Raw genomic sequence first — 20,665 nt, 5'->3', positions numbered from 1 at the left:
GCCATGAGCCTCAATCAACGCCTTGTCACCCGCGCCCTGATCCTCTGTGCCTGCGCCGCCCTCGCCGCCCTGCTCTGGTTCGAGCTGCGCCCCACAGGCCTCGGCGAAGGCTTCGCCAGCGGTAACGGACGCATCGAAGCCACCGAAGTGGACGTGGCCACCAAGCTGGCCGGGCGTGTGGCCAGCATCGAGGTGGACGAAGGCGCCTTCGTCGAGCCAGGCCAGGTCGTCGCGCGCATGGACACCCAGGTGCTCGATGCCCAGTTGCAGCAGGCCCAGGCCCAGGTGCGCCAGGCCGAGAATGCCGAGCGTACCGCCGTGGCCCAGGTCACCCTGCGCGAGAGTGAGAAGCTCAGCGCCGAAGCCGTGGTGCGCCAGCGTCAGGCCGAGTTGGACGCCGCGCAGAAGCGCCATGCGCGCAGCGCCACCCTGGTCAAACGCAACGCCCTGCCGCAGCAGACGCTCGATGATGACCTGGCGCGCCTGCAGAGCAGCCAGGCAGCCCTGGCCGCTGCCCATGCTCAGGTCGCCTCGGCGAGTGCCGGTATCAGTGCCGCCCAGGCTCAGGTCGAGGAAGCCCGTTCGGCAGTGGAGGCGGCCCGCGCCAGCGTCGAGCGCCTGCAGGCCGATATCGATGACAGCCAGTTGCGCGCGCCGCGTGCAGGTCGCGTGCAGTACCGCGTGGCACAGCCAGGCGAAGTGCTTGGCGCGGGTGGCAAGGTGCTCAATCTGGTGGATCTCACCGACGTCTACATGACCTTCTTCCTGCCCGAGCGCCTGGCCGGTCGCGTCGCCCTCGGCAGCGAAGTGCGTCTGGTGATCGACGCCGTGCCGCAGTACGTGATTCCGGCCAAGGTCAGCTTCGTCGCCAGCGTCGCCCAGTTCACACCCAAAACGGTGGAAACTGCCAACGAGCGCGAGAAGCTGATGTTCCGCGTCAAGGCACGCATCGATCCTGAACTGCTGCAGAAACACCTGGCCCAGGTGAAAACCGGCGTGCCGGGCATGGCCTACCTGCGCCTCGATCCTGAGGTGGCCTGGCCCGAAAATCTGGCGATCAAGGTTCCGCAATGAACGCTACGGCCGAGCCCGTCGCCCGCCTGCAGGGGGTGTCGCTGCGCTATGGCGCCACCTGCGCGGTGGATGCCGTCGACCTGAGCATCCCGGCGCGCTGCATGGTCGGCCTGATCGGCCCGGACGGCGTCGGCAAGTCCAGCCTGCTGGCGCTGATCGCCGGCGCACGGAAGATTCAGGACGGCAAGGTCGAAGTGCTGGGTGGCGATATGGCCAGCGGCGCGCATCGCCGCAACGTCTGCCCGCAGATCGCCTACATGCCGCAGGGTCTGGGCAAGAATCTCTACCCCACGCTGTCAGTGGTGGAGAACCTCGACTTCTTCGGCCGCCTGTTCGGCCAGGGCGCCGCCGAACGCGCCGCGCGCATCGACGACCTGCTGCGCAGCACCGGCCTGGCGCCCTTTCGCGAGCGCCCGGCGGGCAAGCTCTCCGGTGGCATGAAGCAGAAGCTCGGGCTGTGCTGCGCGCTGATCCATGACCCGGATCTGCTGATCCTCGACGAGCCCACCACCGGCGTCGACCCGCTGTCGCGCAACCAGTTCTGGGAGCTGATCGGTCGTATCCGCCAGCAGCGCCCGCAAATGAGCGTGCTGGTGGCCACCGCCTATATGGAGGAAGCGGCGCGCTTCGACCATCTGGTGGCAATGGACGATGGACGTGTGCTGGCCGAAGGCAGCCCCGCCGAGCTACTACAGCGCACCGCCTGCAGCGAGCTGGAAGCCGCCTTTATCGCCCTGCTGCCGGAAGACAAGCGCAAAGGCCACCAGCAGTTGCAGATTCCGCCCCGCAGCAATGCCGGCAATGGCGACATCGCCATCGAGGCGCGCGGGCTGACCTGCCGCTTCGGCGATTTCGTCGCGGTGGATCGAGTGAACTTCCGTATCGAGCGCGGGGAAATCTTCGGCTTCCTCGGCTCCAACGGCTGCGGCAAGAGCACCACCATGAAGATGCTCACCGGCCTGCTGCCGGCCAGCGAGGGCGAGGCGCTGCTGTTCGGCCAGGCCATCGACCCCAGCGACATGGCCACACGCCAGCGCGTCGGCTACATGTCCCAGGCCTTCTCGCTGTACAGCGAGCTGACGGTGCGGCAGAACCTGGTGCTGCATGCGCAACTGTTCCACGTGCCGCGTGAACGCATCGGCGAGCGCGTCGATGCCATGGCCCAGCGCTTCGATCTTGGCGAGGTCATGGACATGCTGCCCGAACGCCTGCCGCTGGGCATTCGCCAGCGCCTGTCGCTGGCCGTGGCGGTGATCCACGAACCGGAAATCCTCATCCTCGACGAGCCCACCTCGGGGGTCGACCCAATCGCGCGCGACGGCTTCTGGCAACTGATGCTCGACCTGTCGCGTGGCGATGGCGTGACCATCTTCATCTCCACCCACTTCATGAACGAGGCGCAGCGCTGCGACCGCATCTCACTGATGCATGCCGGCAAGGTGCTCGACAGCGATACGCCGCAAGGCCTGATGGCAAAGCGCGGCCTGCCGACCCTGGAAGCAACCTTCATCGCCTACCTGGAGGAAGCCGCAGGCAACGCCACCGCTGCCGACGACACGACGCAGGTCAACGAACCTCCTGCCGGCGCTGGCGCCGCCCTGCGCCGTCGCTTCAGCCTGCGCCGGCTGCTCAGCTATGCCCGCCGCGAATCGCTGGAGCTGCGTCGCGACCCGATTCGCGGCAGCATGGCGCTGCTCGGTACCGTTCTGCTGCTGTTCATCATCGGCTACGGCATCAGCCTGGATGTCGAGGATCTGACCTTCGCCGTGCTCGACCGCGACCAGACCACCACCAGCCAGGACTACGTGCTCAACCTCTCCGGCTCGCGCTACTTCATCGAGAAACCGCCACTGAGCGATTACACCGATCTCGAACGACGCCTGCGCAGCGGCGAGATCAGCCTGGCGGTGGAGTTGCCGCCGAACTTCGGCCGTGACCTCAAGCGTGGCGCCGTACCGCAAGTCGGCATCTGGATCGACGGCGCCATGCCCACCCGCGCGGAAACCATCAAGGGCTACGTGCAGGGCATTCACGCCGCCTACCTGGAAGAGCTGACGCGGCGCTCACCGCAAACGGCGGCCGCCAGCCCGGCCAGGCTGGAAGTGCGCTACCGCTACAACCCGGACGTGGAGAGCCTCAAGGCCATGGTGCCGGCGGTGATCCCCATGCTGCTGATGCTGATTCCGGCCATGCTCACCGCACTCGGCGTGGTACGCGAGAAGGAGCTGGGCTCGATCATCAACCTCTATGTCACCCCGGTGACCCGCCTGGAGTTCCTGCTCGGCAAGCAGTTGCCCTATATCGGCCTGGGCCTGCTCAACTTCGTCCTGCTGGTGCTGTTGGCGGTCACGGTGTTCCACGTGCCGCTCAAGGGCAGCCCACTGACCCTGCTGCTCGGCGGCGTGCTGTACATCGGCTGCGCCACCGCGCTGGGGCTGCTGATGTCCACCTTTACCCGCAGCCAGATCGCCGCCGTATTCGGCACCGCCATCGTCACCCTGCTGCCGGCCATCCAGTTCTCCGGGCTGATCTACCCGGTGTCGTCGCTGGAAGGCGCCGGCGCCGTGATCGGCCAGCTCTACCCCACCTCGCACTTTCTGGTGATCAGCCGCGGCGTATTCTCCAAGGCCCTTGGCCTCGGCGAGCTGTACGGCTACTTCATCCCGCTGGCGCTGACCATTCCGCTGCTGCTGGCGCTGTGCGTCAGCCTACTGAAGAAGCAGGAGGCCTGAGATGCGCCGACTGGCCAATATCCTGCACCTGGGGTTCAAGGAGTTTCGCAGCCTGCAGCATGACTACGCCTTGCTGCTCCTGATCGTCTGGGCCTTCAGCATGGGCGTCTATTCCTCAGCCACCAGCATGCCGGAGAGCCTGCACAACGCGGCCATCGCGGTGGTCGACGAGGATTGCTCGCAGCTTTCGCAACGCCTGGTGCAGGCCTTTCAGCCACCGTTCTTCCGCACACCGGAACACATCGACCTGAGCGAAATGGATCGGGGCATGGACGCCGGGCGCTACACCTTCACCCTGAACATCCCGCCGAACTTCCAGCGCGACCTGCTGGCCGGGCGCTCGCCAGCCGTGCAATTGAACGTCGACGCCACTCAGGTGAGCATGGCCTTCACCGGCGCCGGCTACATCCAGAACATCGCGGCCGATGAGATCGCAGAATTCGTCCGTCGCTACCGCGCCAGCCTGCCGCAGCAGGCCGAACTGGCGATGCGCGTGGCCTTCAACCCGAACCTGACGCGCGCCTGGTTCGGCTCGGTGATGGAGGTGATCAACCAGATCACCATGCTGTCGATCATCCTCACCGGCGCAGCGCTGATCCGCGAGCGCGAGCACGGCACGGTCGAGCACCTGCTGGTGATGCCGGTGACGCCGCTGGAGATCATGCTGGCCAAGGTCTGGTCGATGGGGCTGGTGGTGCTGACAGCCGCCGCGCTCTCGCTACTGCTGGTGGTACAGGGCTGGCTGCAGGTGCCGATCGAAGGCTCCATCACCCTGTTCCTGCTGGGGGCGGCGCTGCACCTGTTCGCCACCACCTCGATGGGCATCTTCTTCGGCACCGTCGCACGCTCGATGCCACAGCTGGGGCTGTTGATCATCTTGGTACTGCTGCCGCTGCAGATACTCTCCGGCGGCACCACGCCACGCGAGAGCATGCCCGAGCTGGTGCAGCACATCATGCTCGCCGCACCGACGACCCACTTCGTCGACCTGGCCCAGGCCATTCTCTATCGCGGTGCGGGGCTGGCCATCGTCTGGCCACAGCTGCTGGCCATCGTGGCAATCGGCACGCTGTTCTTCCTCGCCGCGCTGACGCGCTTTCGCAAGACCCTGGCGCAGATGGCGTAAGCGGCTTCAGCCGCGAAGGCCACTGCGTGCGGCCTTCGTGAAGCCTGCAGGACTAACGGCTACTGAATGATCAGGTTGTTGAACAGCAGATCTTCGACGACCGGCTTGCCTTCTTCGGCATTGATCGCGTCCTGCACTTTTTTCAGGGCTTCCTGGCGCAGGTTCTCGCGGCCATCCGGGGCGTTGATCACGTCGCTGGTCTGCGCCGAGAACAGCATCACCAACTGATGACGGATCAGCGGCTCATGCAGCTTGAGCTTGTCTTCGGCCTCGGTGCCGGTGACGCGCAGTGACACGTCGGCCTTGTAGAACTTCAGCCGCGCTCCCTGATCAGCCAGGTTGCCGATCAGCGCCGGGGTCAGGTTGTAGTAGAGCGTGGTGGGTACCTCTTCCTTCTTCTCCGAGTTGGCCAGGGCAGGTAGGCAGATCGACAGGCTCAACAACAGGGCGGTCAACAGTTTCACGGCAGGCACTCCATCTGGGATCTGCCTAGCATAGCCATCCACAGGCTAGCACCCAAGCCCGGCGCTTATGCCGGGCTATCAGGCTCGGGCATCGTCGTTGACCCGCAGCAGGTGCTTTCTACACTGCAAGGCACCCTGCAAGAGGAATGACCTTCATGAAAGCCCTGCTGTGCAAAGCCTTCGGCCCCGCCGACACCCTGGTACTGGAAGACCTGCCGAGCCCCGAACCGAAGAAGAACGAGGTGCTGATCGAGGTGCAGGCTGCCGGGGTCAACTTCCCCGATACGCTGATCATCGAGGGCAAATACCAGTTCAAGCCACCCTTCCCTTTCGCGCCGGGCGGTGAGGTAGCGGGCCTGGTCAAGGCCGTCGGCGAGAAGGTCAGCCACCTGCGCGCCGGTGATCGGGTGATGGCGCTGACCGGCTGGGGCGGCTTCGCCGAAGAGGTCGCCGTGCCGGCCTACAACGTGCTGCCGGTGCCCAAGAGCATGGATCTGACCACCGCAGCCGCCTTCAGCATGACCTATGGCACCTCGATGCACGCCCTCAAGCAGCGCGCCAACCTGCAGGCAGGCGAAACCCTGCTGGTGCTCGGAGCCTCCGGTGGCGTCGGCCTGGCGGCGGTGGAAATCGGCAAGGCCATGGGCGCCAAGGTGATCGCCGCCGCGAGCAGTGCCGAGAAGCTGGAAGTGGCGCGCAACGCCGGCGCCGACGAGCTGATCAACTACAGCGAGCAAAGTCTCAAGGACGAAGTGAAACGCCTCACCGGCGGCCAGGGCGTCGATGTGATCTACGACCCGGTCGGCGGCCCGCTGTTCGAGGAAGCCTTCCGCAGCATCGCCTGGAACGGCCGCTTCCTGGTGGTGGGCTTCGCCGCTGGCGGCGGCATCCCGGCGCTGCCAGCCAACCTGCCCCTGCTCAAGGGCGCCTCACTGATCGGCGTATTCTGGGGTTCGTTCGCCCAGCGCCAGCCGCAGGACAACGCCGCGAACTTCCAGCAACTGTTCGCCTGGCATGCCGAAGGCAAGCTCAAGCCACTGGTGTCGCAGACCTTCCCACTGGAGCGCGGCGGCGAAGCGATCGATGCCCTCGGCCAGCGCAAGGCCGTGGGCAAGGTGGTGGTGACCGTTCGCTGAAGTGCGTAGGGCGGGTGCAACCCGCCGAATCAATCAGTGGCGGGTTGCACCCGGCCTACCACTATGAACGCGGCGCGTAGGCGAACACGTCAGCGCGCATCTGGTGCGCATCCATCCCGGCCTCGACCAGCGCATCGAGCGTGGCATAGACCATCGCCGGCGAGCCGCTGGCGTAGACGTGCAAGGCCTTGAGGTCGGGGAAGTCTTCGCGCACCGCTTCATGCAGCAGGCCGCAACGACCCTGCCAGCCACATTGATCACTGACCACCTGATGCAGGTGCAGATTGTCCAACTGCTGCCATTCGGCCCAGTGCGGCAGCTCATAGAAGTCCTCGGGCCGACGCGCGCCCCAGTACAGGTGCACCGGGTGGGCAAAACCGGCGGCGCGGCAGTGCTCGATCAGGCTGTGCATCTGGCCCATGCCGGTGCCTGCAGCGATCAGCACCAGCGGGCCGTCCGGCAGCTCGGCGAGGTGGGTGTCGCCATAGGGCATCTGTATGCGGGCCATGCCGGTGCTACGCAGGTGCTGCAGCAAGGCGATGCTGCTGTCCTCACGGGCGAGGATATGCAGCTCCAGCTCGCGGCCGGCATGCGGCGCCGAGGCCAGGGAAAAAGCCGCCATCTCACCATCCGGGCGCTGCAACAGCAGATACTGCCCAGCGTGATAACGCGGCGCCTTGCCGGCCGGGGTACGCAGGCGCACACGGCATACATCGCCGCCCACGTCCTGGCACTCGATCACCTGACAGCTCAGCTCGCGCACCGGCAACTCACCGGGGGCGAGCACGCCATCCCAGTGCAGCACGCAATCCTGCAGCGGCTCGGCGAGGCAGGTGAACAGCTCACCATGATCCAGCTCGACACCGTTCTGCCGTACGCGACCTTCCACCAGCAAGGCAGCGCAGATATGGCAATTGCCGTTGCGGCAGCTCTGCGGGCAGTCGTAGCCCAGACGGCGGGCGCCATCGAGGATACATTCGCCAGGCTGCAGGGCCAGGGTGATGCCAGAGGGTTGCAGGGTGACGTTCATCAATCGATTCCCAGCTCGCTCCACAGCGCGTCGACACGCGCCACCACGGCCGGATCCTTCTCGATGGCGCGGCCCCACTCACGCGTGGTCTCACCTGGCCACTTGTGAGTGGCATCCAGGCCCATCTTCGAGCCTAAGCCTGAGATCGGCGAAGCGAAGTCGAGGTAGTCGATCGGCGTGTTGTCGATCATCACCGTGTCGCGCTTGGGGTCCATGCGCGTGGTAATCGCCCAGATCACGTCATTCCAGTCCCGTGCGTCGATGTCGTCATCGGTGACGATAACGAACTTGGTGTACATGAACTGTCGCAGGAACGACCACACACCCAGCATTACGCGCTTGGCGTGGCCGGGGTACTGCTTCTTCATGGTCACCACCGCCATGCGGTAGGAACAGCCTTCAGGCGGCAGGTAGAAGTCGGTGATCTCGGGGAACTGCTTCTGCAGGATCGGCACGAACACTTCGTTCAGCGCCACGCCAAGAATCGCCGGCTCATCTGGCGGCCGGCCGGTGTAGGTGCTGTGATAGATCGGATCGCGGCGACGGGTGATGCGCTCGACGGTAAACACCGGGAAGGTGTCGACCTCGTTGTAGTAGCCGGTGTGGTCGCCGTACGGGCCTTCCGGCGCGGTCTCGCCCGGATGGATCACGCCTTCCAGGACGATCTCGGCACTGGCAGGCACCTGCAGGTCGCTGCCACGGGCCTTGATCAGCTCGGTGCGATGGCCGCGCAGCAAGCCGGCGAAGGCATATTCGGAGAGGGTATCGGGCACAGGCGTGACAGCGCCGAGAATGGTCGCCGGGTCGGCGCCGAGCGCCACGCAGACCGGATAGGGCTTATCCGGGTAAGTCTTGCACCAGTCGCGGAAGTCCAGCGCGCCGCCACGGTGGCTGAGCCAGCGCATGATCACCTTGTTGCGGCCGATCACCTGCTGACGGTAGATGCCGAGGTTCTGCCGCTCTTTATTCGGGCCCTTGGTGATGGTCAGACCCCAGGTGATCAGCGGCGCCACGTCGCCAGGCCAGCAATGCTGGATCGGCAGCTTGCCGAGGTCGACGTCGTCGCCCTCCTCGATCACCTCATGGCAGGGCGCGTCCTTGACCACCTTGGGCGCCATGGAGATGACCTTTTTGAAGATCGGCAGCTTGCTCCAGGCGTCCTTGAGCCCCTTGGGCGGCTCCGGCTCCTTGAGGAAGGCCAGCAGCTTGCCGATCTCGCGCAGCTCGGAAACGTCTTCGGCGCCCATGCCCAGCGCCACGCGCTTGGGCGTGCCGAACAGATTGCCAAGCACCGGCACGTCGAAGCCGGTGGGTTTCTCGAACAGCAGCGCCGGGCCGCCCTTGCGCAGGGTGCGGTCGCAGATTTCGGTCATTTCCAGGATGGGCGAAACCGGGGTCTGGATACGCTTGAGTTCGCCGCGCTTTTCCAGTTCACGGATGAAGTCGCGCAGGTCGCGATACTGCATGCAGGAGCCTCGTGTCGGACAGGCTTGAGTGACCGCAAAGTTTAGCGCCGAAGTGGGGCTTTCAGAAGGCTTGAAAGCCTCCGGATACGACAAGGCCGGGTTTCCCCGGCCTTGTGGCAGAGCGCAACGTCTTACTTGCGCTTCATCGACAGGAAGAACTCGTCGTTGGTCTTGGTGACCTTGAGCTTGTCGATCAGGAACTCGATGGCGGCGATTTCGTCCATCGGGTGCAGCAGCTTGCGCAGAATCCACATGCGCGACAGCTCTTCCTCACCGGTCAGCAACTCTTCGCGACGGGTGCCCGACTTGTTGATGTTGATGGCCGGGAACACGCGCTTCTCGGAAACACGGCGATCGAGGATCAGCTCCATGTTGCCGGTGCCCTTGAATTCCTCGTAGATCACCTCGTCCATCTTCGAGCCGGTTTCCACCAGCGCAGTGGCGATGATGGTCAGCGAACCGCCTTCCTCGATGTTGCGCGCGGCACCGAAGAAGCGCTTGGGCTTCTCCAGGGCATGGGCGTCGACACCACCGGTCAGCACCTTGCCGGAGCTGGGGATCACGGTGTTGTAGGCACGCGCCAGACGGGTGATGGAGTCGAGCAGGATGACCACATCCTTCTTGTGCTCGACCAGGCGCTTGGCCTTCTCGATGACCATCTCGGCGACCTGCACGTGGCGGGTCGGCGGCTCGTCGAAGGTGGAGGCGACCACTTCGCCGCGCACGGTGCGCTGCATCTCGGTCACTTCTTCCGGACGCTCGTCGATCAGCAGGACGATCAGGTGGCACTCGGGGTTGTTGCGGGTGATGTTCGAGGCAATGTTCTGCAGCATGATGGTCTTACCCGCTTTCGGCGGGGCGACGATCAGGCCGCGCTGGCCCTTGCCAATCGGCGAGCAGAGGTCGATCACACGGCCGGTGATGTCCTCGGTGGAGCCGTTACCGGCTTCCATGGTCAGACGCTGATTCGGGAACAGCGGCGTGAGGTTCTCGAACAGGATCTTGTTCTTGGCGTTTTCCGGGCGGTCGAAGTTGATGCTATCGACCTTGAGCAGGGCGAAGTAACGCTCGCCTTCCTTCGGCGGACGAATCTTGCCGACGATGGTGTCACCGGTACGCAGGTTGAAACGGCGGATCTGGCTGGGCGAGACGTAGATGTCGTCAGGGCCGGCCAGGTAGGAGGAGTCGGCGGAACGGAGGAAGCCGAAACCGTCCTGGAGAATCTCCAGCACACCGTCGCCGCCAATCTCTTCGCCGCCTTTGGCGTGCTTTTTCAGCAGGGCGAAGATGATGTCCTGCTTACGCGAACGGGCCATGTTTTCCAGGCCCATCTGTTCGGCCATGTCCAGCAGTTCGGCAATCGGTTTTTGCTTGAGTTCGGTCAGATTCATAGGAATGACGTGATCATTTAAGAAGAGAAAGAAGCTGTTAGCTTGAGAGGCCGCGCCGCAAGGAAGGCGACAGGATCGCGAACGAATTCGTATTGGAATGAATCGGCGACGGCATGCAGAGGGCTGCCTGGAGGAGGCAGCGAGGCCGAATGTAACACCGTGAAAAAACAGCGTCTAGCCCGAAAAACGAAAAAACCCCGCAAACGTCGGGGTTTCTTCCAGAGCGCTAGGGTGGGCTAAAGCCCACCCTACTTCTTAGATGTTGCTGTCGAGGAACGCTGCCAGCTGCGATTTGGACAGTGCGCCGACCTTGGTCGCTTCGACGTTGCCGTTCTTGAACAGCATCAGGGTCGGGATACCACGCACGCCGTACTTCGGCGGGGTTTCCTGGTTCTCGTCGATGTTCAGCTTGCAGATCTTCAGTTTGCCTTGGTAGTCCTTGGCGATCTCGTCGAGCACCGGTGCGATCATCTTGCACGGGCCGCACCATTCAGCCCAGTAGTCGACCAGAACCGGACCTTCGGCCTGGATGACGTCCTGGTCGAAGCTGGCATCGCTGACGTTAGTGATGAATTCACTCATTGGAAATCTCCGTATATTCGGAAGCAAAAAATTGCCGGGAGAAATTTTTGACGTCGCTTGCGACGGCCCGAAGGGTTGCAACCAAGGATGGCTGGCAACCGAAAGTGGCGACATCATAGCCCGGCTTGCCTGACACCGAAAGGCACCGGCGATTGAGCCACTCGATAGTTTCAATCACCCAGGGTGATGAAGGCGATACCGGTACGCAACGCCGCCGCACGAATGTGCTGCTGCATGGCCTTCTGCGCCGGGCTGGCGGCGTGCCGAGCGAGGGCCTTGAGGATCTTGCGATGCTCCTGCCAGGTTTCCATTGCGCGCTCAGGGCGAATGAACGGCAGCTTCTGGCTCTCCAGAAAGATGTCGGCGCTGGAGGTGACCAGGGCGAACATCGCCTGGTTACCGCTGGCAGCGAGGATGCGCTGGTGGAACTCGAAGTCCAGCCGCGTCGCCTGTTCGAAATTTTCCGCACGCAGTTCCCGGCGCATCTGCTCGACGTTGTCCTCGAGAAAATCCAGCTCCTCGGCCGTCATCCGCCCGGCCGCCAGACCACAGGCAAAACCTTCCAGAGCGAAGCGCAGCTGGAAGGTATCGGCAGCCGACACCTGCGCGGCGAAAGGCCAGACGAAACCACCTGCGGCTTCGGCCTTGGGCGCCTGCTGAACGAACACGCCCTTGCCGGCCTGCACGCTGACCAGCCCCAGCGCACTGAGCGAGGACAGCGCCTCACGCAGCGAGGCCCGACTGACGCCCAGGCGCTCGGCCAGATCACGCTGCGAAGGCAACGCATCGCCAGGGCGATAGCCCTCCTCCTCGATCAGGCGACGGATCGCCTGCAGAGCATATTCGGGTACCGCGCGGGGAGCGGAAGCATTCATCGCTGTTCGGGCCGGTCAGTCCAGTGAAGCCGCCTTTGTACGGCCATAACACTGCCTCAGGCAAGCGACGCCCTGTTGTGGAACAGCCCGTCACCGGGATGCACCGAGATGGCCCAGAAAAAATGCTGACCACCTGATCAGCTACGCCAACTGTTCAGACCAGTAAGACCTTGTTTCAGCGCGCCTGAAGCGATGAAAGCCCTTATTTCATTGAACTTGGCACAACCGATGCACTGCACGAACCAGGCAAAACGCTTCAGTTTTCGTTCATTCATCGGGAGTTCGACATGCGCAAATTTCACCGCACCCTGCTGGGTACCCTGTTCGCCGCCCTGGCCTTTGGCGCCAGCACCGTTCACGCCGATGCACTCGAAGACATCAGCAAGGCTGGCGTACTGAAAGTCGCCGTGCCGCAGGATTTCCCACCGTTCGGCTCGGTCGGCCCGGACATGAAACCGCGTGGCCTGGACATCGACACCGCGCAACTGCTGGCCGACAAGCTGGCGGTGAAGCTGGAACTGACCCCAGTCAACAGCACCAACCGTATCCCCTTCCTCACCACCGGCAAGGTCGATCTGGTGATCTCCAGCCTGGGCAAGAACCCCGAGCGTGAAGCGGTGATCGATTTCTCCGCGCCCTACGCCCCGTTCTACCTCGGCGTATTCGGCCCGGAAGACGCCGCCATCGCCAGCCTCGATGACCTCGACGGCAAGACCATCAGCGTCACCCGTGGCTCCATCGAAGACATCGAGCTGACCAAGGTCGCCCCGCAAGGCGCGACCATCAAGCGCTTCGAGGACAACAACTCGACCATCGCCGCCTACCTGTCCGGCCAGGTCGAGCTGATCGCCAGCGGCAACGTGGTGATGGTGGCCATCTCCGAGAAAAACCCCAAGCGCGTGCCGAGCATGAAACTCAAGCTCAAGGACTCGCCGGTGTACGTGGGTGTGAACAAGGATCAGGTCGCCCTGCTGGACAAGGTCAACACCATCATCGCTGGCGCCAAGGCTGACGGCAGCCTCGACGCGATCAGCCAGAAGTGGCTGAAGCAACCGCTGCCGGCCGGTCTCTGAGCCGCGCGGAGAACTGAGCCATGGCGTACCAGTTCGACTTCGCCGCCGTCCTGCAGCACAGCGATCTGCTGCTGCAGGGCGCGGCCTTCACCCTCGGCCTGACGGCGATCGGCACCCTGCTGGGTGTCGGTCTCGGCATCGTCGGGGCGATACTGCGCGCCTGGCGCATCCGCCCGTTCGACCGGATTGTCGGCGTCTACGTGGAGCTGATCCGCAATACGCCGTTCATCGTCCAGCTGTTCTTCATCTTCTTCGGCTTGCCCTCGCTCGGCGTACGCCTGAGCGAATGGGAGGCCGCCATTCTGGCCATGGTGATCAACCTCGGCGCCTACTCCACGGAGATCATCCGTGCCGGCATCCAGGCCATCCCGCACGGCCAGCTAGAGGCGGCCAGCGCACTGGCCATGAGCCGCTTCGAGACCTTCCGCCATGTGGTGCTGCGCCCGGCGCTGGGCAAGGTGTGGCCGGCCCTGTCGAGCCAGATCATCATCGTCATGCTCGGTTCGGCGGTGTGCTCGCAGATCTCCACCGAGGAGTTGTCGTTCGCCGCCAACTTCATCCAGTCGCGCAACTTCCGCGCCTTCGAGACCTACCTGCTGACCACCGCGCTGTACCTGGTCATGGCCATCGGGATTCGCCAGTTGCTGGCCTGGGTCGGCCGCCGCTTCATCATGGGAGCCCGCTGATGGACTTCACCCTCTGGGACATCCTGCGCAACCTGCTCACCGGTCTGCAGTGGACGCTGCTGCTGTCGCTGGTGGCCTTCATCTGCGGCGGCATCGCCGGCCTGTTGGTGTTGCTGGCGCGGCTGTCACCGTTATCGGCGCCGCGCATCCTCGCTCGTGGCTATATCGAACTGTTCCAGGGCACGCCGCTGTTGATGCAGCTGTTTCTGGTGTTCTTCGGCATCGCCCTGCTCGGCCTCGACGTGTCGCCCTGGCTGGCTGCGGCCACCGCACTGACGCTGTTCACCAGCGCCTTTCTCGCCGAAATCTGGCGCGGCTGCGTCGAGTCGATCAGTCGTGGCCAGTGGGAAGCTTCTGAAAGCCTGGCCATGAGTCGCCTGGAAACCCTGCGCCACGTGGTGCTGCCGCAGGCGCTGCGCATCGCCGTAGCGCCCACCGTCGGCTTCTCCGTGCAGGTGGTCAAGGGCACCGCGGTGACCTCGATCATCGGTTTCACCGAGCTGACCAAGACCGGCAGCATGCTGGCCAACGCCACCTTCGAGCCATTCATGGTCTACGGCTTCGTCGCCCTCGGTTACTTCCTGCTCTGCTACCCGCTCTCGCTCGCTGCATACCGCCTGGAAAGGAGGCTGAATGTCACTGCTTAACGTCACCGCCCTGCACAAGTATTACGGCGACAACCACGTGCTCAAGGGCATCGACCTCAAGGTCGAGGAAGGCGAAGTGGTCGCCATCATCGGCCGCAGCGGCTCGGGCAAGAGCACCTTCCTGCGCACCCTCAACGGCCTGGAATCGATCAACGACGGCGTGATCGAAGTCGACGGCGAGTACATCGACGCCGCCCGCGCCGACCTGCGCAGCCTGCGACAGAAGGTCGGCATGGTGTTCCAGCAGTTCAACCTGTTCCCTCATCTCACCGTCGGTGAAAACGTCATGCTGGCGCCGCAGGTGGTGAAGAAGACCCCGCGCGCCGAAGCCGAGCAGATCGCCCGGCAGATGCTCGAACGCGTCGGCCTGAGCGAGAAATTCGACGCCTATCCAGAACGCCTGTCCGGCGGTCAGCAACAGCGCGTGGCCATCGCCCGCGCCCTGGCCATGTCGCCCAAGGTGCTGCTGTGCGACGAGATCACCTCGGCGCTCGACCCGGAGTTGGTCAACGAGGTGCTGGCGGTGGTCAAGCAACTGGCCAGCGAAGGCATGACCCTGATCATGGTCACCCACGAGATGCGCTTCGCCCGCGAAGTGGGCGACAAGCTGGTGTTCATGCACCAGGGCAAGGTGCACGAGATGGGTGATCCGAAAGCGCTGTTCGCCGCGCCGCAGACCGAGGAGCTGCGCAACTTCATCGGTTCGGTGAACCTGTGAACGCCATGACTCCACTGCCGCTGCGTATCGAGCCCCTGACCCGCGAAGCCTTCGCGCCGTTCGGTGATGTGATCGAAACGGCCGGCGCCCAGGCTTTCCCGATCAACGCCGGCACCACTACCCGCTACCACGACCTGGTGCAGGTGGAGTTGGCCGGTGAAGCGCCACGTACCCTGGTCAACCTGTTCGAGGGCAAGGCCTGGCACGCACCCATCACCCTTACCATGCTCGAACGCCATCCGCTGGGCAGCCAGGCGTTCTACCCAGTGGATGGCGGGCGCATGTTGATCGTCGTCGCCCCGTCTGGCGAACTGGACGAGTCGAAAATCCGCGCCTTCATCAGCGCGCCGGATCAGGGAGTGAACTACGCGCGGGGCACCTGGCACCACCCGTTGCTATGCCTGCAGCACCCGGGACGCTTCCTGGTGGTGGATCGTGGCGGCGAGGGGCATAACTGCGACGAACAGCTTCTGAAACAGCCACTGAGCGTGCTGAACCTGCGATAACCACAGGTCTAGACCAGTTTCATGCGACATCCGAATGCGTTGGCTCATGCGCTCAGTCGTGGCAGGATGCGCGGAAATCGAACGAGATGCCGCAATCATGCCCCACGCCCCTGCCGAGAATTTTCCTCTGATCGCTGCCATCGACCTGGGCTCGAACAGTTTTCACATGGTGCTGGCCAAGGCCGACAATCATGAGATTCGCATCCTCGAGCGCCTCGGCGACAAGGTGCAACTGGCGGCCGGTCTGGATGACGAGCGCCAGCTCAGCGAGGAGGCGATGCAGCGCGGCCTGGATTGCCTGCGTCGTTTCGCCCAGTTCACCAACAGCCTGCCGGAAGGCGCGGTGCGTATCGTCGGCACCAACGCCCTGCGCGAAGCGCGCAACCGCGCCGTGTTCATCCGCCGTGCCGAGGAAATTCTCGGTCATCAGGTCGAGGTGATTTCCGGTCGCGAAGAAGCGCGCCTGATCTACCTCGGTGTTTCACACAGCATCGCCGACACCCCCGGCAAGCGCCTGGTCGCCGACATTGGCGGCGGCAGCACCGAGTTCATCATCGGCCAGCGTTTCGAGCCGCTGCTGCGCGAAAGCCTGCAGATGGGCTGCGTGAGCTTCACCCAGCGTTACTTCAAGGACGGCAAGATCACCCCGGCACGCTACGCCCAGGCCTATACCGCCGCCCGTCTGGAACTGATGGGCATCGAGCAGGCCTTGCGCCGCCTCGGCTGGGAAGATGCCGTGGGCGCCTCGGGCACCATCAAGGCCATCGGCCTGGCGACCAAGGCCGCCGGTCTGGGCAATGGTGAGGTCACGGTCGAGGGCCTGGCCTGGCTCAAGCGCAAGCTGTTCAAACTGGGCGAGGTAGAGAAGATCGACCTCGACGGCATCAAGCCCGATCGTCGCGGCATCTTCCCCGCTGGCCTGGCGATTCTCGAAGCGATCTTCGATGCCTGCGACATCCAGCGCATGAGCCATTCAGAAGGCGCCCTGCGCGAGGGTGTGCTGTACGACCTGCTCGGCCGTCACCAGCACGAGGACGTGCGCGAGCGCACCCTGGCAGCCTTCATGGAGCGCTATCACGTCGATGTCGACCAGGCTGCACGGGTCGAGGCCAAGGCGTTGTCGGCACTGGACAAGGTCGCCAGCGACTGGGGCCTGACCGATGATTGGCATCGCGAGCTGTTGTGCTGGGGCGCCAAGGTGCATGAAGTGGGCCTGGATATCGCCCACTATCAGTACCACAAGCACGGTGCCTACCTGATCGAGCACTCGGATCTGGCCGGCTTCTCCCGCCAGGATCAGCAGATGCTCGCCCTGCTGGTGCGCGGCCACCGCCGCAACATTCCCAAGGACAAGTTCGCCGAGTTCGGCGAGGAAGGCGTCAAGCTAATGCGCCTGTGCGTGCTGCTGCGTTTCGCCATCCTGTTCCACCACATCCGGGGTACGCAGGACATGCCGCAGGTGCAGTTCAAGGCCGGCGAGAACAGCCTGGAGATCGTCTTTCCGGAAGGCTGGCTGACGGCCAACCCGCTGACCCAGGCGGATTTCGAAGCCGAAGCCGAGTGGCTCAAGCGCATCGATCTGAGCCTGAGCGTGCGCTGATCAAGGCACCACGCCCTGGCATAAGCGTAGGGCGGATGGAACCCGCCGTTAGCTGTGATCAGCAGCGATGACACGCAAGGCGGCCGCAGCCATAAGGTATTAGTGCAGGCAGCCTGTAGGGCGGGTGAAACCCGCCAAGACCGCAAAGCCCTCTCTCCAGACCTGATTGCCAGCGATCAGGCGCTCACCGGCGCAGGAAGCAGTGCTTCGAAAAAGCGCACGTCGTCAAAGAGCCACGGCACGCGGCCACCCAAGCCCTCTCCCATACATGGGAGAGGGTCATCAGATCGCCACAAGCGGTCTTTTTATCGCGTCACGATCACCGGTGCGGTGAGCTTCTCCAGCAGCGCGGCCTGGGCATTGCGCGGGTTCTGGTTGCCGGTGGGCTGCTGGCGCAGGTAGCGACCATCGGACTGCAGCACCCAGGCCTGGGTGTTGTCGGTCAGGTAGCTTTCCAGCTCTTTCTTGACGCGGGTGATCAGCTTCTTGCCTTCCACCGGGAAGCAGGTCTCCACGCGCTTGTCGAGGTTGCGCTCCATCCAGTCAGCACTGGACAGATAAATCAGCTCGTCGCCGCCATTGAGGAAGTAGTACACCCGCGTGTGTTCGAGGAAGCGACCGATGATCGAGCGTACCTGGATGTTGTGCGACACCCCCGGCACACCCGGGCGCAGGCAGCACATGCCACGCACCACCAGGTCGATTTTCACCCCGGTCTGGCTGGCCTTGTACAGCGCGCGGATGATCTTCGGATCGGTCAGGGCATTGAACTTGGCGATGATCTGCGCCGGCTTGCCTTCGGCCGCCGCAGCGGTCTCCTTGGCAATCAGGTCGAGCAGCGTCTTCTTCAGGGTGAAGGGCGCATGCAGCAGCTTCTTCATGCGCAGGGTCTTGCCCATGCCGATCAACTGACTGAACAGCTTGCCGACGTCTTCGCCAAGAGCCACGTCGGCGGTGAGCAGGCTGTAGTCGGTGTACAGACGGGCGTTGCCGGCGTGGTAGTTACCGGTGCCAAGGTGCGCGTAGCGACGAATCTCGCCGTTCTCACGGCGCAGGATCAGCATCATCTTGGAGTGGGTCTTGAAGCCGACCACACCGTAGATCACCACCGCACCGGCTGCCTGCAGGCGGCTGGCCAATTGCAGGTTGGACTCTTCGTCGAAACGCGCGCGCAGTTCGATCACCGCAGTGACTTCCTTGCCGTTACGCGCCGCTTCCACCAGCGCGTCGACGATCTCCGAATTAGCCCCGGAGCGATACAGGGTCTGCTTGATCGCCAGCACGTGCGGGTCTTTCGCCGCCTGGCGCAGCAGGTCGACCACGGGCGTAAAGGACTCGAAGGGGTGCAGCAGCAGGATGTCCTGTTTGCTGACCACGTTGAAGATGTTCTCGGCGTTCTGCAGCAGCTTGGGGATTACCGGCGTGAACGGGGCGTACTGCAGATCCGGGTGGTTATCCAGGCTGGTGATGCTGAACAGGCGGGTCAGGTTCACCGGGCCGTTGACCTGATACAGCTCGCCTTCGGTCAGGCCGAACTGCTTGAGCAGGTGGTCACGCAGGTGTTTCGGGCAGGTATCGACCACCTCCAGACGCACCGCATCGCCGTAGCGGCGGCTGAACAGCTCGCCACGCAGGGCGCGGGCCAGGTCTTCAACGTCCTCGGTATCCACCGACAGGTCGGCGTTACGGGTCAGACGGAACTGGTAGCAGCCCTTGACCTTCATGCCCTGGAACAGGTCGTCGGCATGGGCGTGGATCATCGACGAGAGGAACACGTAGTTGTCGCCGGGACCACCGACGTCCTCGGGCACACGGATGATGCGCGGCAGCAGACGCGGCGCCGGAATGATGGCCAGACCGGAATCGCGACCGAAGGCATCGACGCCTTCCAGCTCGACGATGAAGTTCAGGCTCTTGTTCACCAGCAACGGGAAGGGGTGCGTCGGGTCGAGGCCGATGGGGGTGATGATCGGTGCGATCTCGTCGCGGAAGTAGCGACGTACCCAGGCCTTGAGCTTGGTCGTCCAGTAACGCCGACGGATGAAGGTGATGCCCTGCTTGGCCAGCGCCGGGAACAGGGTGTCGTTGAGGATGGCGTACTGCCGATCGACCTGCTCGTGCACCAGCTCGGAAATCCGCGCCAGCGCCTGGTGTGGCTGCAGGCCGTCGGCACCGGCCTGCTCACGGGCGAAGTTGATCTGTTTCTTCAGGCCGGCGACGCGAATCTCGAAGAACTCGTCGAGGTTGCTGGAGAAGATCAGCAGGAACTTCAGGCGCTCCAGCAATGGATAGGACTCGTCCAGCGCCTGCTCCAGCACGCGGATGTTGAACTGCAGCTGCGACAGCTCGCGATGGATGTACAGGCTGCTGTCATCCAGACCGGGAACCGGCGCAGGCGGCGGAGCTTCCACCACTGGCGGTTCGGCGATCACCTCCACGGGGGCCGGGTTGCTGCTTTCGAGCGCTTCGCTGTTGAGTCCTTCGGTGTTCATCACTGGGTTCCTGGGGGCGTCAGTGCCCCTGTTTTAACAGTTCTGCCGCACGCACGGCGAAATAGGTGAGGATGCCATCGGCGCCGGCGCGTTTGAAGGCGGTGAGTGACTCCAGTACGACTGCCTCACTGAGCCAGCCGTTCTGAATCGCCGCCATGTGCATGGCGTACTCGCCACTGACCTGGTAGGCGAAGGTCGGCACCTTGTAGGCATCCTTCACACGCCAGACGATGTCCAGGTAGGGCATGCCCGGCTTGACCATGACCATGTCGGCGCCTTCGGCGAGGTCGGCAGCCACTTCGTGCAGCGCCTCGTCACCGTTGGCCGGATCCATCTGGTAGGTGTTCTTGCTGCCCTTGCCGAGGTTGGCGGCCGAGCCGACCGCATCGCGGAACGGGCCGTAGTAGGCGCTGGCGTACTTGGCCGAGTAGGCCATGATGCGCACGTTGACGTGATCGGCCAGTTCCAGCGCCTCGCGGATCGCCTGGATGCGCCCGTCCATCATGTCCGACGGTGCCACCACCTGGGCGCCGGCCTCGGCATGCGACAGCGCCTGCTTGACCAGCGCATCGACGGTGATGTCGTTCTGCACGTAGCCGTCTGCGTCGAGGATGCCGTCCTGGCCGTGAGTGGTGAACGGGTCGAGCGCCACGTCGCTGATCACCCCCAGCTCGGGGAATTTCGCCCGCAGGGCGCGGATCGCGCGCTGAGCGATGCCGTCCGGGTTCCACGCCTCGGCGCCGTCGAGGGATTTCTTCTCCAGCGGTGTGACCGGGAACAGCGCCAGCGCCGGAATACCCAGCGCCACCCAGTGCTCGGCCTCTTGCAGCAGCAGGTCGATGGACAGACGCTCGACACCCGGCATCGACGGTACGCTCTCGCGGCGATTCTCGCCGTCGAGGACGAACACCGGCAGGATCAGGTCGTCGACGCTCAGGCGGTTCTCGCGCACCAGACGGCGGGAGAAGTCATCGCGACGGTTGCGACGCAGACGGGTGGCAGGGAACAGGCGGTTGGCGGGGGTAACGCTCACGGCAGACTCCAGAGCCCGCACGGACGGGCCAGTG

The 20,665-nt window shown here is 64.1% G+C and carries 18 protein-coding genes; 10 read left to right on the top strand and 8 right to left on the bottom strand.

The window, feature by feature from the left end; all coding sequences use genetic code 11:
- The first annotated feature begins 3 nt into the window (after positions 1–3).
- The 3 genes from VC352_RS23135 to VC352_RS23125 are packed head-to-tail and all read left to right on the top strand — an operon-like array spanning position 4 to position 4,932.
- On the top strand, positions 4–1,074 hold the full coding sequence (locus VC352_RS23135; RefSeq protein WP_322981849.1) for an HlyD family secretion protein: 1,071 nt from the start codon (positions 4–6) through the stop codon (positions 1,072–1,074).
- On the top strand, positions 1,071–3,806 hold the full coding sequence (rbbA, locus tag VC352_RS23130; RefSeq protein WP_322981848.1) for a ribosome-associated ATPase/putative transporter RbbA: 2,736 nt from the start codon (positions 1,071–1,073) through the stop codon (positions 3,804–3,806). Before VC352_RS23135 ends, rbbA begins: the two co-directional genes overlap by 4 nt.
- Before the next feature lies 1 nt (position 3,807).
- Positions 3,808–4,932, top strand: a complete 1,125-nt coding sequence (locus VC352_RS23125) for an ABC transporter permease (protein ID WP_322981847.1) — start codon at positions 3,808–3,810, stop codon at positions 4,930–4,932.
- 59 nt (positions 4,933–4,991) lie between these two features.
- Here the strand turns inward: VC352_RS23125 and VC352_RS23120 are convergent, their stop codons facing one another.
- The gene (locus VC352_RS23120; protein WP_322981846.1) at positions 4,992–5,396 is read right to left on the bottom strand and encodes a flagellar basal body-associated FliL family protein; all 405 of its coding nucleotides are present in this window, start codon (positions 5,394–5,396) and stop codon (positions 4,992–4,994) included.
- A 155-nt stretch (positions 5,397–5,551) separates the two neighbouring features.
- On the opposite strand from VC352_RS23120, the gene VC352_RS23115 reads away from it, so the two are divergent.
- Positions 5,552–6,532: an NADPH:quinone oxidoreductase family protein gene (locus tag VC352_RS23115; protein ID WP_322981845.1), complete on the top strand. Its 981-nt coding sequence runs from the start codon at positions 5,552–5,554 to the stop codon at positions 6,530–6,532.
- 61 nt (positions 6,533–6,593) lie between these two features.
- On the opposite strand, the gene VC352_RS23110 is transcribed toward VC352_RS23115, so the two are convergent.
- The 5 genes from VC352_RS23110 to VC352_RS23090 form a co-directional block, all read right to left on the bottom strand.
- On the bottom strand, positions 6,594–7,562 hold the full coding sequence (locus VC352_RS23110) for a CDP-6-deoxy-delta-3,4-glucoseen reductase (protein WP_322981844.1): 969 nt from the start codon (positions 7,560–7,562) through the stop codon (positions 6,594–6,596).
- Positions 7,562–9,028 carry a 4-hydroxy-3-polyprenylbenzoate decarboxylase gene (gene ubiD, locus VC352_RS23105; protein ID WP_322981843.1) on the bottom strand — a complete coding sequence of 489 codons (1,467 nt, stop codon included), beginning with the start codon at positions 9,026–9,028 and terminating at the stop codon, positions 7,562–7,564. Before ubiD ends, VC352_RS23110 begins: the two co-directional genes overlap by 1 nt.
- A 131-nt stretch (positions 9,029–9,159) precedes the next feature.
- A complete protein-coding gene (rho, locus tag VC352_RS23100; RefSeq protein WP_159972376.1) occupies positions 9,160–10,419 on the bottom strand; it encodes a transcription termination factor Rho in 1,260 nt (419 codons plus the stop codon).
- Between the two features lie 255 nt (positions 10,420–10,674).
- Entirely contained in the window at positions 10,675–11,001 is a 327-nt protein-coding gene (gene trxA / locus VC352_RS23095) for a thioredoxin TrxA (protein ID WP_004373332.1), read from the bottom strand.
- Between the two features lie 170 nt (positions 11,002–11,171).
- Positions 11,172–11,876 (bottom strand): FadR/GntR family transcriptional regulator, encoded by a 705-nt coding sequence (locus tag VC352_RS23090; RefSeq protein WP_322981842.1) that lies wholly within the window; start codon positions 11,874–11,876, stop codon positions 11,172–11,174.
- A gap of 287 nt (positions 11,877–12,163) precedes the next feature.
- On the opposite strand from VC352_RS23090, the gene VC352_RS23085 reads away from it, so the two are divergent.
- The 6 genes from VC352_RS23085 (at position 12,164) to ppx (ending at position 17,106) form a co-directional block, all read left to right on the top strand.
- Positions 12,164–12,949 carry a transporter substrate-binding domain-containing protein gene (locus tag VC352_RS23085; protein WP_322981841.1) on the top strand — a complete coding sequence of 262 codons (786 nt, stop codon included), beginning with the start codon at positions 12,164–12,166 and terminating at the stop codon, positions 12,947–12,949.
- Positions 12,950–12,969: 20 nt separating this feature from the next.
- Positions 12,970–13,635 carry an amino acid ABC transporter permease gene (locus VC352_RS23080; RefSeq protein WP_322981840.1) on the top strand — a complete coding sequence of 222 codons (666 nt, stop codon included), beginning with the start codon at positions 12,970–12,972 and terminating at the stop codon, positions 13,633–13,635.
- Entirely contained in the window at positions 13,632–14,282 is a 651-nt protein-coding gene (locus VC352_RS23075) for an amino acid ABC transporter permease (RefSeq protein WP_322981880.1), read from the top strand. Before VC352_RS23080 ends, VC352_RS23075 begins: the two co-directional genes overlap by 4 nt.
- The gene (locus tag VC352_RS23070; protein WP_322981839.1) at positions 14,269–15,000 is read left to right on the top strand and encodes an amino acid ABC transporter ATP-binding protein; all 732 of its coding nucleotides are present in this window, start codon (positions 14,269–14,271) and stop codon (positions 14,998–15,000) included. Before VC352_RS23075 ends, VC352_RS23070 begins: the two co-directional genes overlap by 14 nt.
- Positions 14,997–15,506, top strand: a complete 510-nt coding sequence (locus VC352_RS23065) for an ureidoglycolate lyase (RefSeq protein ID WP_322981838.1) — start codon at positions 14,997–14,999, stop codon at positions 15,504–15,506. Before VC352_RS23070 ends, VC352_RS23065 begins: the two co-directional genes overlap by 4 nt.
- 97 nt (positions 15,507–15,603) lie before the next feature.
- Entirely contained in the window at positions 15,604–17,106 is a 1,503-nt protein-coding gene (ppx, locus tag VC352_RS23060; protein WP_322981837.1) for an exopolyphosphatase, read from the top strand.
- Positions 17,107–17,411: 305 nt separating this feature from the next.
- On the opposite strand, the gene ppk1 is transcribed toward ppx, so the two are convergent.
- The gene (ppk1, locus tag VC352_RS23055; protein ID WP_322981836.1) at positions 17,412–19,598 is read right to left on the bottom strand and encodes a polyphosphate kinase 1; all 2,187 of its coding nucleotides are present in this window, start codon (positions 19,596–19,598) and stop codon (positions 17,412–17,414) included.
- A gap of 19 nt (positions 19,599–19,617) precedes the next feature.
- Positions 19,618–20,631, bottom strand: coding sequence for a porphobilinogen synthase (hemB, locus tag VC352_RS23050; protein ID WP_322981835.1), 1,014 nt, complete (start codon positions 20,629–20,631; stop codon positions 19,618–19,620).
- Positions 20,632–20,665: the final 34 nt, after the last annotated feature.

Origin of the sequence: Pseudomonas sp. C11 (genome assembly GCF_034683865.1) — a bacterium.
Taxonomy (GTDB): domain Bacteria; phylum Pseudomonadota; class Gammaproteobacteria; order Pseudomonadales; family Pseudomonadaceae; genus Aquipseudomonas.
The sequence above is the reverse complement of the archived record's forward strand: the minus strand, read 5'-3'. Positions and strand labels throughout refer to the sequence as shown.

Bases quoted from the DNA above. Each gene is read 5' to 3' on its own strand.
- VC352_RS23135 (WP_322981849.1), top strand. From the start codon at position 4: ATGAGCCTCAATCAACGCCTTGTCACCCGCGCCCTGATCCTCTGTGCC.
- rbbA (WP_322981848.1), top strand. From the start codon at position 1,071: ATGAACGCTACGGCCGAGCCCGTCGCCCGCCTGCAGGGGGTGTCGCTG.
- VC352_RS23125 (WP_322981847.1), top strand. From the start codon at position 3,808: ATGCGCCGACTGGCCAATATCCTGCACCTGGGGTTCAAGGAGTTTCGC.
- VC352_RS23115 (WP_322981845.1), top strand. From the start codon at position 5,552: ATGAAAGCCCTGCTGTGCAAAGCCTTCGGCCCCGCCGACACCCTGGTA.
- VC352_RS23110 (WP_322981844.1), bottom strand. From the start codon at position 7,562: ATGAACGTCACCCTGCAACCCTCTGGCATCACCCTGGCCCTGCAGCCT.
- ubiD (WP_322981843.1), bottom strand. From the start codon at position 9,028: ATGCAGTATCGCGACCTGCGCGACTTCATCCGTGAACTGGAAAAGCGC.
- rho (WP_159972376.1), bottom strand. From the start codon at position 10,419: ATGAATCTGACCGAACTCAAGCAAAAACCGATTGCCGAACTGCTGGAC.
- trxA (WP_004373332.1), bottom strand. From the start codon at position 11,001: ATGAGTGAATTCATCACTAACGTCAGCGATGCCAGCTTCGACCAGGAC.
- VC352_RS23090 (WP_322981842.1), bottom strand. From the start codon at position 11,876: ATGAATGCTTCCGCTCCCCGCGCGGTACCCGAATATGCTCTGCAGGCG.
- VC352_RS23085 (WP_322981841.1), top strand. From the start codon at position 12,164: ATGCGCAAATTTCACCGCACCCTGCTGGGTACCCTGTTCGCCGCCCTG.
- VC352_RS23080 (WP_322981840.1), top strand. From the start codon at position 12,970: ATGGCGTACCAGTTCGACTTCGCCGCCGTCCTGCAGCACAGCGATCTG.
- VC352_RS23070 (WP_322981839.1), top strand. From the start codon at position 14,269: ATGTCACTGCTTAACGTCACCGCCCTGCACAAGTATTACGGCGACAAC.
- ppx (WP_322981837.1), top strand. From the start codon at position 15,604: ATGCCCCACGCCCCTGCCGAGAATTTTCCTCTGATCGCTGCCATCGAC.
- ppk1 (WP_322981836.1), bottom strand. From the start codon at position 19,598: ATGAACACCGAAGGACTCAACAGCGAAGCGCTCGAAAGCAGCAACCCG.